Annotated in this window: 10 protein-coding genes and 5 pseudogenes; 3 read left to right on the plus strand and 12 right to left on the minus strand. The window is 59.9% G+C overall.

The features are described 5' to 3' along the window. The 3 genes and pseudogenes from LDH66_RS18860 to LDH66_RS18875 form a co-directional block, all read right to left on the minus strand. Positions 1-166 (minus strand): annotated as a pseudogene (locus LDH66_RS18860) (IS6 family transposase); the annotation flags it as partial. Between the two features lie 531 nt (positions 167-697). After that, positions 698-799 (minus strand): annotated as a pseudogene (locus LDH66_RS18870) (IS6 family transposase); the annotation flags it as partial. A 304-nt stretch (positions 800-1,103) separates the two neighbouring features. Beyond that, entirely contained in the window at positions 1,104-2,243 is a 1,140-nt protein-coding gene (locus LDH66_RS18875; protein WP_226482635.1) for a tyrosine-type recombinase/integrase, read from the minus strand. Positions 2,244-2,875: 632 nt separating this feature from the next. On the opposite strand from LDH66_RS18875, the gene LDH66_RS18880 reads away from it, so the two are divergent. Beyond that, positions 2,876-4,066 (plus strand): ABC transporter substrate-binding protein, encoded by a 1,191-nt coding sequence (locus LDH66_RS18880; protein WP_425492969.1) that lies wholly within the window; start codon positions 2,876-2,878, stop codon positions 4,064-4,066. A 171-nt stretch (positions 4,067-4,237) separates the two neighbouring features. Here LDH66_RS18880 and LDH66_RS23180 read toward each other — a convergent pair whose 3' ends face one another. From LDH66_RS23180 to LDH66_RS18920, 8 genes and pseudogenes are all read right to left on the minus strand, one after another. Then, a complete protein-coding gene (locus LDH66_RS23180; protein ID WP_226482637.1) occupies positions 4,238-4,519 on the minus strand; it encodes a creatininase family protein in 282 nt (93 codons plus the stop codon). Positions 4,520-4,554: 35 nt separating this feature from the next. After that, a pseudogene (locus LDH66_RS23185) lies at positions 4,555-4,818 on the minus strand (creatininase family protein); the annotation flags it as partial. Then, on the minus strand, positions 4,784-5,572 hold the full coding sequence (locus tag LDH66_RS18895) for an ABC transporter ATP-binding protein (RefSeq protein WP_226482638.1): 789 nt from the start codon (positions 5,570-5,572) through the stop codon (positions 4,784-4,786). The pseudogene LDH66_RS23185 and the gene LDH66_RS18895, both read right to left, overlap by 35 nt. After that, positions 5,563-6,405, minus strand: a complete 843-nt coding sequence (locus LDH66_RS18900; protein ID WP_226482639.1) for an ABC transporter permease — start codon at positions 6,403-6,405, stop codon at positions 5,563-5,565. The genes LDH66_RS18895 and LDH66_RS18900 overlap by 10 nt, the downstream gene beginning before the upstream one ends. Continuing rightward, positions 6,402-7,430 (minus strand): ABC transporter substrate-binding protein, encoded by a 1,029-nt coding sequence (locus LDH66_RS18905; protein ID WP_226482640.1) that lies wholly within the window; start codon positions 7,428-7,430, stop codon positions 6,402-6,404. Before LDH66_RS18905 ends, LDH66_RS18900 begins: the two co-directional genes overlap by 4 nt. Before the next feature lie 107 nt (positions 7,431-7,537). Then, a pseudogene (locus LDH66_RS18910) lies at positions 7,538-7,666 on the minus strand (IS6 family transposase); the annotation flags it as partial. Between the two features lie 266 nt (positions 7,667-7,932). After that, a pseudogene (locus LDH66_RS18915) lies at positions 7,933-8,031 on the minus strand (IS6 family transposase); the annotation flags it as partial. Between the two features lie 910 nt (positions 8,032-8,941). Beyond that, the gene (locus tag LDH66_RS18920; RefSeq protein WP_226482641.1) at positions 8,942-10,456 is read right to left on the minus strand and encodes a family 43 glycosylhydrolase; all 1,515 of its coding nucleotides are present in this window, start codon (positions 10,454-10,456) and stop codon (positions 8,942-8,944) included. A gap of 287 nt (positions 10,457-10,743) precedes the next feature. Here LDH66_RS18920 and LDH66_RS18925 point away from each other — a divergent pair, with 287 nt between their 5' ends. Then, complete coding sequence (locus LDH66_RS18925) at positions 10,744-13,215, plus strand: alpha-L-arabinofuranosidase (protein ID WP_226482642.1); 2,472 nt, start codon at positions 10,744-10,746, stop codon at positions 13,213-13,215. A 75-nt stretch (positions 13,216-13,290) separates the two neighbouring features. Here LDH66_RS18925 and LDH66_RS18930 read toward each other — a convergent pair whose 3' ends face one another. Beyond that, positions 13,291-14,118 carry an SDR family NAD(P)-dependent oxidoreductase gene (locus tag LDH66_RS18930; RefSeq protein WP_226482643.1) on the minus strand — a complete coding sequence of 276 codons (828 nt, stop codon included), beginning with the start codon at positions 14,116-14,118 and terminating at the stop codon, positions 13,291-13,293. 204 nt (positions 14,119-14,322) lie between these two features. Here LDH66_RS18930 and LDH66_RS18935 point away from each other — a divergent pair, with 204 nt between their 5' ends. Further along, positions 14,323-15,486: a sialidase family protein gene (locus LDH66_RS18935; protein ID WP_226482644.1), complete on the plus strand. Its 1,164-nt coding sequence runs from the start codon at positions 14,323-14,325 to the stop codon at positions 15,484-15,486. Positions 15,487-15,975: the final 489 nt, after the last annotated feature.

Genomic DNA, 15,975 nt, shown 5'->3' on the forward strand with positions numbered 1-15,975 from the left:
GTTCGACACCGAACTTCTCTAATTCTCGAACGGTATTCGAAAGCGAGAGACCAGCAAGATGGAGTCGAATACCGAGTTCCATTAGCTGGCGCGGTGTCCGCTCTCGCTCCACAAAACTCAAATCGATCCAGTCGCTACACCCACTGAGGCGGCGGATTTTTGGCATGGACACCACAAAATCGTGCCGCCTCACTTTTCACGCTTAACGAAACAGCGCCGATAGCGTTCGCAGTTATTGGGATTATCTTGGTTACCCGATAGAGTAGCCTACGCGATTATTGGGCATAGGATAGTACTCTTGAAAAAAGCGAGTCAAGGCGCGTCTTCTACTCGAAAAAATAAACGAACAGCCCCAAAACGTTGTTCTTAGTAGGTATTTGAGGAAGCAAAATTCTTCTCGTTGCTGGATTATCTGTATCCACTAGTCCGGGTGGAATCATGGTGAGAACTGATCGATTCAGAATCCAATCCCACTACAAAACGGGCCGGGAACCCAATATTCTCTCGATTTGCTCTTGAGTGGGGGTATTGGCTAACTCTCACAAAGCGCTAAATTAGTTCGGATCCTACGAAATATATGGCCTAGTTGATGGTCTGTAGAAATCGGCACGGTCTAGTTCTGCACCTCCTCGACTGGCACGTTTCCATCGAGAGCTTGATGCGGTCTCTGGTGGTTATAGTACTACACGAACTGTTCAAGGCGGACGGCGAACGCCCTGAGGGGCGACGCCGTCCGCTCATTCTCCCACGATTCTTCTAAATCCGTCTCATAGCTCTCGCTGAGCAGGTCTGCGAGCACCAACCAACTCAACAGTACGACCTGCTCACTTCTCAAACTGACTCAATTAGACAGTGCCATCCAGCCAATATCACCTGGGCTCCGACATGATGATCGTCGCGCTGGGTGGAACCTACCTCTAGAAATATGGTGATTTCACTGATGATTCGATTCCACTGATTAGGGGGTTCGTTTTCCGGGGCACTGACGAGCAGCCTTGGCCTAGGATTGTCGGTCAAGGCACTCACTGAAGCCGCTCACGCCGGGTACCAGATCAGGGGCGTCCGTAATCGTTTGTGAGTCGTCGCCGCCCACTATTGGAATCTCAGGAATCATGTTCCGTAAAGGCAGCACCGGCATCCTTCGCCATCTCTTTGGCTTCAATGTGTGAGTATGACCGTCGGACTACCTCCTCGCTGTTATCCAGTAGGCGAGCGGCGGCGGTGAACCCACGCTGGCGGACCATTACCTCACCGGCACCCCGGCGGCCGCCGTGCGGCGCGAGGTAGCCGTGTCTGTCATCAAGTTCGATTTCGGCGTCTTCACAGAGTCGTCGCATGATCCGTCGCGCGCCGTCTGTGTTGATCGCCGGCGGTGACAGTTCGTACTCGCGGAGCGCGTCGAAAACAGCCGGTTGTCCTGTGAGTCCGTCGACGAACTCCTCGATCTCCGACGGTGACCAGCCGTGTTCATCTCGTAATCCCGTTCGGAGCGTCCCGTAAAGCGTCGGGAGGTGAAACGTCGGGAATACCGGCCAGTCGTCCCTAGCCGGATCGAGAAGGTTTTCGTATCGCGACATGGGATTTATAGCCTGTTTCGTCAACGATCGGTCGGACCAGTCCTGCTTTTTCGCGAGGACAGTCATCTTCCGATCCTCGAGCGAGACGTCGCCCCATCTGAGGCCGTTCCGTCGATCGTCCTTCGGGTCTGCGAAGATTTCGCCGCCACGGACGCCGGAGTAACAGAGAACGTAGACGAGCGCTCGGTCGCGGAACTCCTGAATCGCGTCGAGCCCCTTCTCGTCGGCGGCGTCGTGCGCGCGTTCGTCGACGTAACGCGTGATCTGCAGTCGATGGTCGTCGGTCCAGGCCTGTTGGTCACCGGATCGTCGCCCGTCGTTTTCGGGAAGCGGTTCCTTCGCGACGTTTCGCTGTGCGTAGTTCACCTCGAGGAGTCCCTCGCGAACGCACCAGCCGATGTAGGCGCTGACCTGCGCGTAGTACGTCTGAACCGTCCCCGGCGCGAGCTCTCGTCCGGTGAGTTCGCGGGCATAGTGTCGGAACGTTCGTTCGTCCAGGTCGTCGAACGTCCCGTTAGAGCCGGAATCTGCCTCGAGCCACTCGAGGAAGTCCTCGACGCAGCGCTCGAGGTTCCGCCGGTAGTTCCCGCTTCCCTCGCCGCCCTTCGATTTCGATCGGAGGAACGCCTCGAGCGGTTCGGCGACCGCTGTCGATCCGGAATTCACGCTCGATCACCCTCGAGAGCCGGGTTTTCGCTGTATTTCATCGCTCGTGATTCACAGAGGGCGCGGACTCTCATAAAACCACACTTGATTATTGTGCTAATCAAGTGTATCTCCGTTCGGTTCCGATTCAGCCGATATCGGAGATTTTGGAGCGGTATTCGCGGATATCCGACCTCTATAAATTATATATAGCTATACGAAATTCCACAGTAGGAGTTGCACTACTTCGGAAGATGGTACGACTCAGAACTGGCGTGAATTGAGAGTGTGTCAAGGACAATCGGCGATCTCTGCGTCCACAGATCGATAGCGTTTGGCGGCTCTCCGCGTTTGATGCGTGACAGTACCTGTTGAATCGGTCTCCGAGACAAAGCTATCGCTCACGACCAGCCAGATCGATCAGGTTCAGTATGTATCTTCAGTCCAGCGAACACGGCAGTCCCGTCACTCTCTTCTGAGCGAGTCGGTACATTACAGAACCGCATCTCGTGACTTCCGTGCTCGACATCTATCTGGACAGTTTCGACTGCCACGTCCTCGTCGTCTGCGTCCATCTGTTCGAGGACAATCCCCTCACGTTTTGACTTGCCAAATTCGGAACCACTATTAATCTTTAGGCTAGCCTAAATCGTATGGCAGACGATTCCAGCGGCCACGAGGCACCGACGCGGCGTGACTACATGAAGTACGGCGGCGTAGTCGTCGGCGGGGGACTGCTTGCCGGGTGTGCGGGCCAGTCCGATTCCGGTTCGACGCCGGAGACCAGTTATTCGGTAACGCTGTCACCCGTGGGCGAGGTGACGTTCGACACGGTCCCGGAGACAGCCTATGCATACAATCCACACTATGCTGATATGGCGGTCGCGTTCGGTCATGGAGACGCGATCGCTTCACTCGGGGCGCCAGACGCGTACACGACATCGATGAACTACTACTACGACGCCGTCGACGGGGCGTCCATCGAAAGCGAAGACCTCAGAGCAGTGTGGAACGATGGGGTTGATAAAGAGTTATTCTACGATATTGGTGCGGACGTCCACTTTCAGGACCCGTGCTGGTTGACGAGTTTCACGGAGAACTGGGACCAAGGAGACATAGAAGAGGTACGAGAGAACCTCGGCCCTTGGTTCGGAAACCGCTACAGCCGCGAGTACACACAACCACCCGAGGGATGTCGCGAGGGGTACCGACACTATACTCTGTGGGAACTCTCGGAGCAGGTCGCTGCTGTTTTTCGCGAGGAGGAACGGTTCAAGGCACTCCAAGCGGAGTCTGAGGAATTGTTCAGCACGATCCGGGCGAACCTCCCTCCCGAACCGGAGCGACCGACAGTTGGACTGGTCGTGTTCAGTGATGACTCGTTCCGGCCCTACGAACTGAACAATCCCGGGTTCGCAAAAGCCCACCTCCGACCGTTCGAGGCCCAGGATGCCTTCGCGACGAGCGACCAGACCTACGACGAGAACGAAGGCGGTCGCATCGACTACGAAGGGTTGCTGGAGGCCGATCCGGACGTGCTCCTCCACAGTCAGGGGATCAGCGGTTTCTTCGACGTGGCGGCGATCCGAGAGACGCTGGAGAACCACTCCGTCGGGAGCGAACTCACAGCCGTTAAAAACGACCGGGTGTACAGTTCCGGCACGCCGTTCCAGGGTCCCCTGATGAATCTGTTCCAACTCGAGATGACGGCGAAACAGTTGTATCCGGACGTCTTCGGGGAGTGGCCCGCCGATGGGAGTGAAGACACCTACCCGGAGATCTCGGCCGACGAACAGCTGTTTGACCGCCAACGAGTTGCGGACATCAGTAACGGCGACATCTAACAAGGAGAGACACCGATACTATTACGAGATCCGTGGCACCTCCACGTCATAAAATCAGCACGCCTACCTAACGGTCGTCCACCACTGAAGCTGCGAAACAAACAGCGATCACGCACTGGGTACATGCTCGCTATTCAATACGCTGTTTTTGGCAATAATTCGGTAGCTCGATCAGAGTTTGCTGAATTCACGACGCGAATGTAGCACAGTATTGCGTCGACGGCCGTCTCGAACACTGCTTCGCCCTGTTCGGCCGACGCGTCGGTCGCATCGCCAACCGCCGTTCTCGCTGAACTCGTCGGTGAACTGGCGAACGACGCCCCCGTCAACTGTGTCGTTCCATGCGGAGGCGTCACCGGCAACTGGCTCACCGACATCGTCTGGACAGAGGTGGAGTAGCACGGCTGTCTCGAGTTCGCCTGCGTGACCGGCGTGTTCGTCGACGGCGCGCATCCACTCCCAGCGGAACGCATCGAGTCCGAAAGCGACTTCACGACATCATGAGCGTAGTGACGGAGCGTCTCCGTCGACACTGACAGCGTCCCGGGGAACCGACTATGATAGGGCGCGACGCCGACCGGCAGCGCCGGGAGCACGACTGAGTCGCCGTCCCACGCCCGATCGGCCTCGCCGGCCATCGCTCGCAACACGGGTCGGCTTCGGTTAGTTCGATCTCGAGTTCGTGACGCGAGAGGATAATCTCTCTGTAAGATAATGTCAGAGACTAGTGTAAACTGGACTCCCGAGTTCATTCCTAATTCGCGCGACGTAGTCCACGAAATCGTGTGCCGTTCGGTCACGTGGGCGCTCTAGGTCGATAGAGACAGTCGACTGTACGGTTCCCGGGTTTGCATCCATGACGACCACGCGATCAGCTAGCGTCACCGCTTCGTCGATGTCATGCGTGACGAACACGACGGTCTGTCCGGTCTGTGTCCAGATGTCGAGCAATTCAGCGTGCAAGCGGTCGCGCGTCCGAGCATCGACACTGCCGAACGGTTCGTCCATCAACAGTATCTCCGGATCGACGGCGAGGGCACGAGCGATGCCGACGCGCTGCTTCATCCCGCCGGATAGCTCTTTTGGATACGCGTCCTCGAAGCCCTCGAGCCCCACCAGATCGATCAACTCCCGGACCCGTGCCTCGCAGTCGGGGCAATCACACGCAGGCCGGTCAAGGCCGAACCGGATATTCCCCCGGACAGTTCGCCAGGGGAATAGTGCGTACTCCTGAAAGACCATCCCCCTGTCCAGCCCAGGACCAGTAACCGGGTCTCCACCGACCAGTATCGACCCACTGTCGGGATCGTCGAGCCCAGCGATTGCCCGCAACAGCGTCGTCTTCCCACATCCCGACGGACCGACGACACAGCAGAACTCACCTTCGGCTACGGAGAACGAGATGTCTGCGAGCGCTTGCGTCGACTCATACGATCTGCTGACGTTCTGTACAGTGATCTTCTCACTTGACTCTCGATTAGTGGACGAGTCCGTACTCAGCGCCACGCGAGTACCCTCCGTTCGATGAGTCGGAACCCGACATCCATACAGAGGAACGCCAGGCTGATCAGGAACATGTACGCGACGCTGGTCGCCATCGCGAGGTTGTTCGAGGCGTTGATGATCTCGTAGCCAACGCCGGGCGCGCCGAACAGTTCGGCCCCGACGATGATCATCCAGCAGCGACCGATGCTCGTCCGGAACCCCGTCAACACCTGGGGAGCAGCACTCGGTAGTGCGACGAGTTTCAGCATCGAGCGGTCGCGCTCCACGCCAAGCGTCGACGCAGCATCGGTCAGTTCGCTCGAGACGCCCTCGACGCCACCGTACGCGCCGTAGAAGTTGATCCAGAATGCACCGACGAAGACGATGAACGCCGCACCGGTGTGGTGAATGCCGAACCAGACGATCGCGAAGACCACCCACGCCAGCGGCGGAATTGGCCGCAGCACCCGGACGAGAGGCTGCAACCAGTCGTCAAGCGCACCGTTCCAGCCCATCGCCAGCCCCAGACTGATACCACAGCCGGCACCGAGGAGGAGGCCAGGGACGTAGTGGAACAACGTCTGTGTAAGGTGCGCGAGCCCGGTCGGCAACACCAGACTCGATCCCAGAACAGGGATCACGATCGCAGTCGAGGTTGCGAATAGGTCGACAAACGCGCGCACCGAATCGAGGGGGCCCGGCACCAAATACGACGGCTGGGTCGTCATCGAGCCAACCCACCAGACGAGGAGAAACACGAGGAGCCCACCCAGCCCGCGCAGATACCGCCTCAGGTCCCGCTCGAAGCTGCCGGCGACTACCGTGTTGGAACTGGTGTCGGTATGCGTACTCATTCCTGGATGGCGTCGTAGGGGTCGAACGCGAACAGGTTCTCCGTCGCGATCGGTTCCTCGATGTTGCCGACGTTCGCGACGAACTCGCCCATCGTCGCGGCCTGATCGGTGATCGCGTGTGGGTCCGAGAGGAAATCCGATGCCTGTGAGTCCATAGCCGCCGTAGCGAGGTCCTCGCTCACGCCGGAGCCGATGACCGACGCGGCATGGGAAGCAGCCACATCCGATGACTCTGCCGTGAACTCGGTCGCCGCGGTATGCTGTTCGACTAGCGACTGTGAGACTTCGCTGTGATCGATCACTTGCTGGTTCGCGAACAACACTGTGACTGGATGATTTTCCAGAAGGTTTCCAGACCAGATGAGTTCATCAAAGCCGTCGTCTTGGCCAATGATGGTCGCGAACGGTTCCTGGATGATCGTCGCGTCGATGTCGCCCGATTGGATCATCTGGACCGCCTTCGCCGGCGGGACTTTCGACTTGTTAATTGCGGTCTCCATCTCACCGACGTTGAGATCCTCCTGGATCCAGTATCGAAGAGCGATGTCGGGGACGCTCCCATCCGGTGGGGCACCGAACCGTATCTTGCGACCATGCTCCTGCTTGAAGCGCTCGAATATGGCTGGCCCTTCCTGTTCGTAGAGCTCGGCGAGTTCGGTTGTCCCCATGATCTTGAAACCATTTCTCGAGTTCGCCGCGAGGATACCGGCGTCGGTGCCTTTGTCGACGAGAACCATCGCAGGGGTGATTCCGAAGAGCGCAGCGTCGACATCCCCACTGGCAAACGCCGTAACGACACTGGGACCGGAGCTAAATCGCTCGATAGTGACACCTGCTGGGATGTCGTCGTAGTAGCCCTCTTGTTCCATCACGTAGTGTTGCATGTTCGGATAAATCGGGACGTACGCGACCGTGAGGGCGTCGAGTAACCCATCTCCTCGACCGAGACAGCCAGCGATTCCCGTCGCCGCAATCGTGGTTACACCTGCCCTCTGGAACAGCCTTCGTCGCGAGAATTGAACCATCAGTGTTACTAAAAACGAGATCAGTTATAATGATAGCTATGGTTCAAAAAGAGAGTTTTAATATTATCGAGGGTTCAAGAACGTAGGTCTTGCTAGAGCCAACTTGGACTCAGCGAGAGGCCAGCAAGATGAAGTCGAATACCAAGTTCCATCAGCTGACGTGGTGTCCGTTCTCGCTCCACAAAACTCAAATCGATCCAGTCGCTACACCCGCTGAAGCGGTCGGTTTTTGGCATGGATACCACAAAATCTCGACCGTCACTGACGTCCGCGGCTACGAACCCCATCCGACGGAATCGGAGTACGGGCTCGAGTCGATATCCGTGGACGGCGATTGACGACGTCGACGGCACAACTGAGATTCCCCTGGTCGACGGCCGGCTGCGAGTCAGAGAACGGCCCGCTCGATTCGGACGCAATATGACGGTTTCCTGGTCGGTTTGTGCGTTCTGTGCGACAATCCTTATGTCAAAGATTCTATAGCAGTGTGCAGCTAGTACCGCTCGTTGAGTCGGATCACGGTTTCGTCGACTGCGACGTGATTCCGGGCTGTGACTATCTCTGGCTGGTAATCGGATTTCTGGACCGAATAGCCAATTGTTTCCGATTACTACCCGGATTTATCGACGATTCGAACGGTATCCGACGACGGGAATCTCGCAAGAGAACCGAGTTCTCACCGCCATCAACGGCCACGATATCGCTTCTTTTTCTACAAGACCCGGGTCTAGATGACTGATACTATCACTGAGGCGTATCGTTTCGGTCGAAATCGTCTAAAGCGCGCTATGTTTCGCTGTTCCAGTACTATACGACTCTAATTACGCATCTACATTAGTTACGTACCATATGGGAAGAAGTAGAGGGACGGAACTAACCGGTAACCGTTCTCACCTCCGTTCTCTATCACTGGTAGTTGGGTTCGCGATGTAGCGTAACGAATATCTCAAATTCCATTCAAAATGGTATCGATCCGGCTCTAACTCGAGTCGCGACCGCTTCTGTGGAACCCGGGTCGAGAGACCGAATTTAAGAATTACAATCGTATGGGTGTGAAATACGTTGCGTTGACCACGCGGTCGGCTTTCCAAAACCCGTCATACACACCGGAACACGACCGTTGTCTGACTCAGGCTTCTGTAATGTATGTAGAATACTGTTCTCTATAAGTCGGGAGCAGTGTCTTCGTCTTTCACTTCCCCTTTCGCGACTCGTTTCGTCCCGGTATCGAAAAGCGGACGGCTGTGTACCGTTTCGATCGGCTCATCGCGTTCGGCGGCCTCACCGTCTCCGAGGGAGAGCGCGTAACCGCTCGCGAATGAGAGGAAAAGAGAACAACTGGCGAGCACGCCAGACCGAGCAACGGTCCAGCGGCTAATCGTCCCCGTCAGAGTCCGCAGGTATCGTCGCGGACCAACACGGCATATCGGATCCGCGAGCAGGTCGACAGCCGATATCGCCCTTCCAGACGGGAGAATCGCCGTTCGGTCTCGAGCGCAGCGCGTCCGGCGTTACACTAAGTCGAACGTCCACCGCTGGTTCGCGCCGGCGTTCCACGGCCATTGGATGACGTCGGCGCCGTCGGCGGTCGATGCTTCGTTGACCTCGGCGACCTTGCCGCTGTTGGCGTTCTCGATTCGGTAGGTGCCGTCGCCGTTGTCGACGATGTGCCAGTCCTGGGTCGCGTTCCCGGTATCGGCGTACTGCTGGACCGTCGCGCCGTCGCTCGTGTCGGCGCCGGCCACTTCCATGAGCTTCCCACTGTTGACGTTTCGGAGGTGGAACGTCTCGTGGTCGTCCGTCTCGATCACTTCCCACTGTTGGCAGGCGTGCCCGGTGTCGGCGTACTGGCGGACATTGTCGCCGTCGCTCGTCCCGGCGTTGGCGACCTCGAGGCGCTTGCCGCTGTTGACGTTCGTGATCGCGTAGGTCCCCTCGCTGATGCCGATACCGCTGGTGACGGCGCCGCAGTCGTAGCTGCCGGTGTTCGGCATCGGGCTCTGCGTGCTCGGCGTCCCGTCGCAGGCGACGACCGGCCAGCCGTTCTCCCACTGGATTCGATCGATCATCATGATGCGGGTCTCCTGGTCCGCCGTGGCTTCGACGTGGTAGAGCATCCACCAGTCGCCGTTTTCGTCCTGAATCGCGGTGTTGTGACCCGGACCGGTGAACTCGTCCGTCCCGTTGAGGACCGACACGCCGCTCCGATGCTCGTTCAGGTCGCGCAGGTCGGTCCCGTTCTGGTTGTAGTAGGGACCGAAGAACGACTCAGAACGGCCGACCTCGAGCTCGTAGGTGCTGTCGTAGCCCTCGCAGCAGTGGCCGGTCGAGTAGAACAGGTAGTAGTAGCCGTTCTCCTCGATGACCATCGGCCCTTCGCGGTTGTCACCGGCCAGATGGAACGTCGTTCCCGAGACGTAGTCCATCCCGTCGCTCGTGAGTTCGACGCCGTAGAACCCGTAGAAACTCCCCCAGATCATGTAGGGAGTGCCGTCGACGACGCGGAACTCCGAATCGATGCAGTTGGTCATCCCGAGGTCCTCGGCCCTGAACACCGGTCCCTGATCCTCGAACGGACCGTCGGGCGTGTCCGAGGTCGCCACGCCGATCCCGGGGTTGTTCTGACTCCCCCACGTCGAGTAGGAGTAGTACAGGTAGTACTGGCCGTTGTAGTAGTTGATGTCGGGCGCCCAGACCCCTGCGTCCGGATCGTCGCGCCAGTCGGGGTAACTGTCGAACGCCGAATCGATGTACGTCCAGTTCACCAGGTCGTCCGAGGTCGCGATCGGAACGATGTCCTCCGGCGTCTCGGTCCCGTACGCGTAGTAGGTACCGTCGTCTGCCTGAATAGCGGTCACGTCACCGAATCCGAGCGGACCGACCGGATTGTGGTAATGGGTCGAACTGTCGTCTGCGGACGCCGAGCCGCTCGTCGCGATCGCACCCGCAGCGCCGAGCGCACCGGCACCGATCGTTCGCAGGACGCTTCGCCGCTCAATACTTGTGTGGTCATAACTATCAACCATACGGCTCTGGATATGGGCGTCCCTACATAATAATTCTTTGTTGGGAATACGTTCGATAGGAAACAAGATCAGCGCCGAAGTGATAGTCCGTTTTTCCCACTGATCTGTCAGTAGCAGTGTGAGTGCGTCGGTTTCTGTACCGAACGACGATACCGCTGTTAATTTGTTAGGGTACCATCAAGATAGTCGCTCGTCGCTCTCGAGTCCTCCTCAATCTTCGAACTGCTCATATATGATTTTACGACTATCAAAGAATACTTAATAATCGATAGTGAATAGCAGGTTGCATGAGACGTGGTCACAACCACCGGTCCATCATCAGTAGTACCGACGCCGATCCTGAACGCAGTCCCGTCTCCCGACGACGCTTTCTGGCGCTCCAGTCGATGGTCGTGGCCGGAGCCGCGACCGGGACAGTAGCGGGCAGTTCGAATCAGGAATCCGCTAATAGCGTCCGGAACACCGTTTCGCTGGACCTCTCGAAGCGGACGGACGAGGAAGTCTCCGATCAACTGTTCGGGCGACTTTGCGAGCACTACGAATCGGGCACGATCTACCCCGGCATCTACTCTGAGCACGTCAAGAACAACTCGTTCTACCCCAGAACGTGGTCGGAAGACGATCACTTCGGCCCGAAGACGCGCTTCGATCCCGAATCGATAGACCGACACGAGAACGTCCCGTTCCCGTGGGAGCCCGTCGACGGCTCCGGCGTCTCCTTCGAACAGCGCGAGGACGGTGTCGCCGCCGTCGAGACGACGAATTCCCAGCGGGTCTCCCTCGAGGACGCTCGCGGGGGGATCTCACAGAAAATCGTCCTCCCGGACTTCCGGACGCTGGGGTACGACCTCTCGTTCTCGGTGCGCGGCGACGGGCTCGAGACCGTCACCGCCGCGATCACGACGCTGGACGGCGAGACCCTCGCGACCACCGACGTCGACGTCACCGACGACTGGACCCGCCACGAGGTCGCACTCGAACTGGCCGAGGCGAGCGGCGATCAGTACGTCGCCGGATCGGTCGCGAACGTCGACACTCCCTATGGAGAGTACGTCCTCGAGTTCACCGCGGAGGGGAGCGGTCACGTCGACCTCGACTGGATCATGCTCGGGGCCGACGATGCGATCAACGGGAAGTTCAACCCGTCGACCGTCGAGTTGATGCGAGAGCAGAACGCGACCTGGCTGAAGTGGCCGGGCGGGAACTTCACGAGCCAGTACAACTGGCGCGACGGCATCGGCCCGCTGGACGAACGGCCGATGCGCTTCAATCACGCGTGGGGCGGCGTCGATCCGAACTACTTCGGCATCGACGAGTACCTCGAGCTGTGCGAGGTCGCCGATCTCACGCCGCGACTCACCGTCGGCTGGTGGGACAATCCGGGAGAGTGGGCGTCCGAGCGACAGATCCTCCCCGAAGACGCTGCCGACTGGGTCGAGTACTGTAACGGCTCGGCGGGAACGGAGATGGGCGCACTTCGCGCCGAGAACGGTCACCCGAAGCCGTACGACGTCGAACACTGGGAGGTCGGCAACGAGGTGTGGGGGCCGTGGCAGCGCGGCCATACGGCCGATCCTTCGGAGTACGCGAGCGGCTCCGCGGAGCGGATCGGGTTCAACGAGTACTACGACGCGATGATGGCGGTCGACGACTCCATAACGATCCTCGCGGACGGGATGGATCCGGGCTACAACGAGGCGAACACGCCGGATCCGGCCGAGTGGAACAGTACGCTGTTCGAGGAGTCCGGTGACCGCCTCGACGGGCTGGACCTGCACCGCTACAACTGGGGAATCGAGGACCAGGAGGCACGGGACGCGTGGTTCGACGAGAACGACGCGGACCCCATCGACTACAACGAGGTGCTGGTCATGTTCCCGACGCAGTTCGGGGCACTGATGGACGAACTCAGCACCGAGGCCGCCGAGGCGGGTATCGAAGACTTCCGGATCAACGTCGGCGAGTACGGACTCTTCCCATCGGTCAACGAGGGCGATCCGTACCCCGGCCCGGAGACGATGCCGGGCGGCTCCTACATCGCGGGCATGCTCAACTCGTTCATCCGGCAGAGCGAGACCGTCGTCGAGGCCTCTCAGACGTGGGTACCCGTACGCATGTTCCCACCGGAGTTCACCGAGGCGCCGTCGGACCCGAACCCACTGGCACCGGCGGGGTCGGTGTTCGGTCTCTATTCGGCGGTGTTCGAGACCAACGCCGAGTGGCACGCGATCGACCTCGACGTCGACGGTGCCAGCCGAACGATACCCGATACCGGTCCGCGCATCGACCGCATGGAGGACGTTCCCTACGTCGATGCCGCCGCCATGCAGAACGAGCGCGGGAAGGAGCTATGCGTCTTTCTGACGAACCGAAACCTCCGGGGAAGCAGCGAGGTCACCGTCGACCTTCCCGAGAAGTATGCCGGCAAGTCAGTGGCGATCACTCGTCACCGCGCGACTGCGAGCGAGCGACCGCTTCCCCACCACTTTCAGGACTCGTGGGAGGAACCGGACGTCTACGAAGTCGGTCACACCATCGAGTCCGTCGATCGTGACGGCTCGCTCACGCTCGAGGTCGGACCCGCATCGGTCGTTCGGTTGCTCGTCGACAACGATCGCGGACGTCCCGATACGGTCGGCGACGACGGCGTGTGGTCGGGTCTCAACGGGAGCGAGTGCGACTGCAATCCGGCAAAAGGAGTGGGTCACGGGCTGTCACTGTTCGACTTGTTCGATATAGACGGGTCTCGAGGCCGATAGTACCACGATCGACGAACGACATCTCGTCCCAGCGAATGACGGCGCTCGGAATCCCGTTCCGTCCCGGAGAACCGATCAGAGGATCTGGTAGCCGCCGTCGACGTACAGGAGGTGGCCGGTGACGTAGTCGGCCTCGTCGGAGGCGAGGAACAGGTACGATCCCGCGAGTTCGTCGGGCGTCCCCATCCGCCCCATCGGGATTTCGGGGTTGATCTCCTGAGCGTTGAGATCGGGGAGCTCCGCATCGGGAAGGATGAACCCATCGTCGATCTCTTGGTCGAAATCGGGGTTTCCGGCACCGAAGGTGGTCTCGATGATCCCCGGTGCGACGGCGTTGACCCGGATATCGTACCGAGCGAGTTCGAGCGCCGCGACGCGGGTGAGCATCATGACCGCTCCCTTCGAGGCGTCGTACATCGAGTGACCGACCTGTGCGTACTCGGAGCTGATCGAGGCCGTGTTCACGATCGAACCCGGCTCCTCCCTGTCGAGCATGTCTCGAGCCGCCGCGCGACAGCCGGCGAAGACGCCGCGAACGTTGATCGCGAACACCTGATCGAACGCGTCGGCGTCGGTTTCGATGAGCGACGCCTCGCGGTAGATGCCGGCGTTGTTGACCATCACGTCGACGCCGCCGAACTCCCTGGCGGCCTCGACGACCGCGCCGACGGCCTCGGGATCGGAGACGTCCGTTTCGATGAACTCCGCCCGGCCGCCCGCGTCCTCGACGAGTTCGTGCGTCGGCGCCGACGCGTCGTCCTCCTTCGGCTCTTCGCGGATGTCCGCGACGACCACCGTCGCGCCAGCCTCGCCGAATCGGCGAGCGACTTCGCGGCCGATACCGGACGTTCCGCCGGTCACGATCACGGTCTCGTCGGAGAAGTCGTACGTAATCTCTCCCATACCCTATCTGTCGCTACCAGTCACTTAATTATTGCTTCGACCGATCGGAGGGGCCCCGGACTCGAGCCCCGATACTCGGTTCCCGTCGTCTCGATCACTCGAACTTATGTAATCGGAGACGAATGCGAATGTCGTGAGCCAACTGAGTAGACGGATCGGAACCGATCCGGCAGTACCGACTGCGGAAACGCGGGTGAGAACCAGATGACGACTGACAGGAACCGGAACGGGAACGCCCTCTATACGCCACCGGAGGGCGCGCCCGGTTCCGGCGCGATGTATCCCCGCGTCGTTCGCCTCGAGCACGACGACTCCGAGGGTGAGACGCTGCTCGCGACCTTCGAGCGGTACGGGAGCGGCGACGACGAGGCGGAGCAGCCGTTCTTCCCGCTTTACCGCAGTCTCGACGGAGGTGAAACATGGTCGCGATTCTCCGAAATCCGCGACACGCGGAACGGCTGGGGGCTCCGGTATCAACCGACGCTGTTCGAACTATCCGAATCGATCGGCTCCTGGTCGGCCGGGACGATACTGGCCGCGGGGAACTCCATTCCGGACGACCGATCGAGGACGAAAATAGACGTCTACGCCAGCGAGGACGGCGGCCGGAACTGGTCGTTCGTCAGCACGGTCGCCACCGGTGGAAAGGCCGTTCCTCAAGTCGGTGCAACGCCGGTCTGGGAGCCCGAGTTCGCGATCGACGCCGACGGGAACCTCGTCTGTTACTTCGCCGACGAACGCCACCGCGAGGAGGGGTACAACCAGCTCGTCGGCCACCGCGTCTCCAGCGACGGCGGTCGAACGTGGGACGAGCAGGTCTTCGACGTCGCGATACCCGGCGGCGAAGAGCGACCGGGGATGCCCGTCGTGACGAAACTCCCCGACGGCAGCTACGCGATGGCCTTCGAAATCGTCGGGCCGACGTACGACGGCGGGATCTTCGTCAAGACCTCGCCGGACGGTCGGTCGTGGGGGGAGCCGGCGGATATCGGGTCTCCGGTACGGACGGCGGAGGGATACCAGCTCACGAACGGCCCCTACATCACGTGGACGGCAGCCGGCGGCGAGGAGGGAACCGTGCTCGTCTCGGGAAAGACACTGCGCGATCGAGAGGGCCAACAAGCCCCCGGAAGCGGGCAGACGCTCCTCGCCACGACTGATCTCTCGGGGTTCGACTCGTGGACGGCCGTTTCAGCGCCGCTCCAGTTCGACGACGCGATCGACGTCGGTCACCAGGCGGTCGGGTGGACGACACCCTTGCTCCCGTCGCGGGACGGCGAACGGCTGCTCGAGCTGACCTCGACGTCCGTCGGCGACGAGGAACGCTGTGCGATCAGCTACGCCACCGAACCGCTCGATCTGTGCTGAGTAAGCGGATGCGGGATGAACGGGAACGCGATAGCGCAACGATGCGGCGGACATATGGGGGGAACGTTTAATGGTAACCTCTCTGAAGAGCCACTAATGACGACACGAGAGCATACTGTCGAACAGGTGTATCGATGTCCGAACTGTGACGGCGGCCTGAAATTCGTCCAGCGATCGTGGTGCTGCGTAGACTGTGGTTACGTCCCGAACCACGCCGCCGATTGACGCCGGTAGCTCGCTAAAACGAGACGCATCCGCACCGAGTTCGTCCGTCCGCGTACCGAGTTCGCCCGTGCGTGGGCGACCGCGACCGGACGAAGAGACGGGTCCGGGACCGACGCTGACTCGAGGTTGACGATCGAGCGTGATGGGGATCGATGTTCGGACTGTTGCGTTCCGTCCGCGTTCGCCTTTCAGGCGGGGCGGTTCGTCGGAGACCATCATCCGCTTCTGCTCATCGACGGGGCGACTTTCTCCCGTCTGCGTATC

It is taken from the genome of Natrinema amylolyticum (assembly GCF_020515625.1).
GTDB lineage: Archaea > Halobacteriota > Halobacteria > Halobacteriales > Natrialbaceae > Natrinema > Natrinema amylolyticum.

Bases quoted from the DNA above. Each gene is read 5' to 3' on its own strand.
- LDH66_RS23180 (WP_226482637.1), bottom strand. From the start codon at position 4,519: ATGCGCGCCGTCGACGAACACGCCGGTCACGCAGGCGAACTCGAGACA.
- LDH66_RS18935 (WP_226482644.1), top strand. From the start codon at position 14,323: ATGACGACTGACAGGAACCGGAACGGGAACGCCCTCTATACGCCACCG.
- LDH66_RS18880 (WP_425492969.1), top strand. From the start codon at position 2,876: ATGGCAGACGATTCCAGCGGCCACGAGGCACCGACGCGGCGTGACTAC.
- LDH66_RS18920 (WP_226482641.1), bottom strand. From the start codon at position 10,456: ATGGTTGATAGTTATGACCACACAAGTATTGAGCGGCGAAGCGTCCTG.
- LDH66_RS18905 (WP_226482640.1), bottom strand. From the start codon at position 7,430: ATGGTTCAATTCTCGCGACGAAGGCTGTTCCAGAGGGCAGGTGTAACC.
- LDH66_RS18900 (WP_226482639.1), bottom strand. From the start codon at position 6,405: ATGAGTACGCATACCGACACCAGTTCCAACACGGTAGTCGCCGGCAGC.
- LDH66_RS18925 (WP_226482642.1), top strand. From the start codon at position 10,744: ATGAGACGTGGTCACAACCACCGGTCCATCATCAGTAGTACCGACGCC.
- LDH66_RS18930 (WP_226482643.1), bottom strand. From the start codon at position 14,118: ATGGGAGAGATTACGTACGACTTCTCCGACGAGACCGTGATCGTGACC.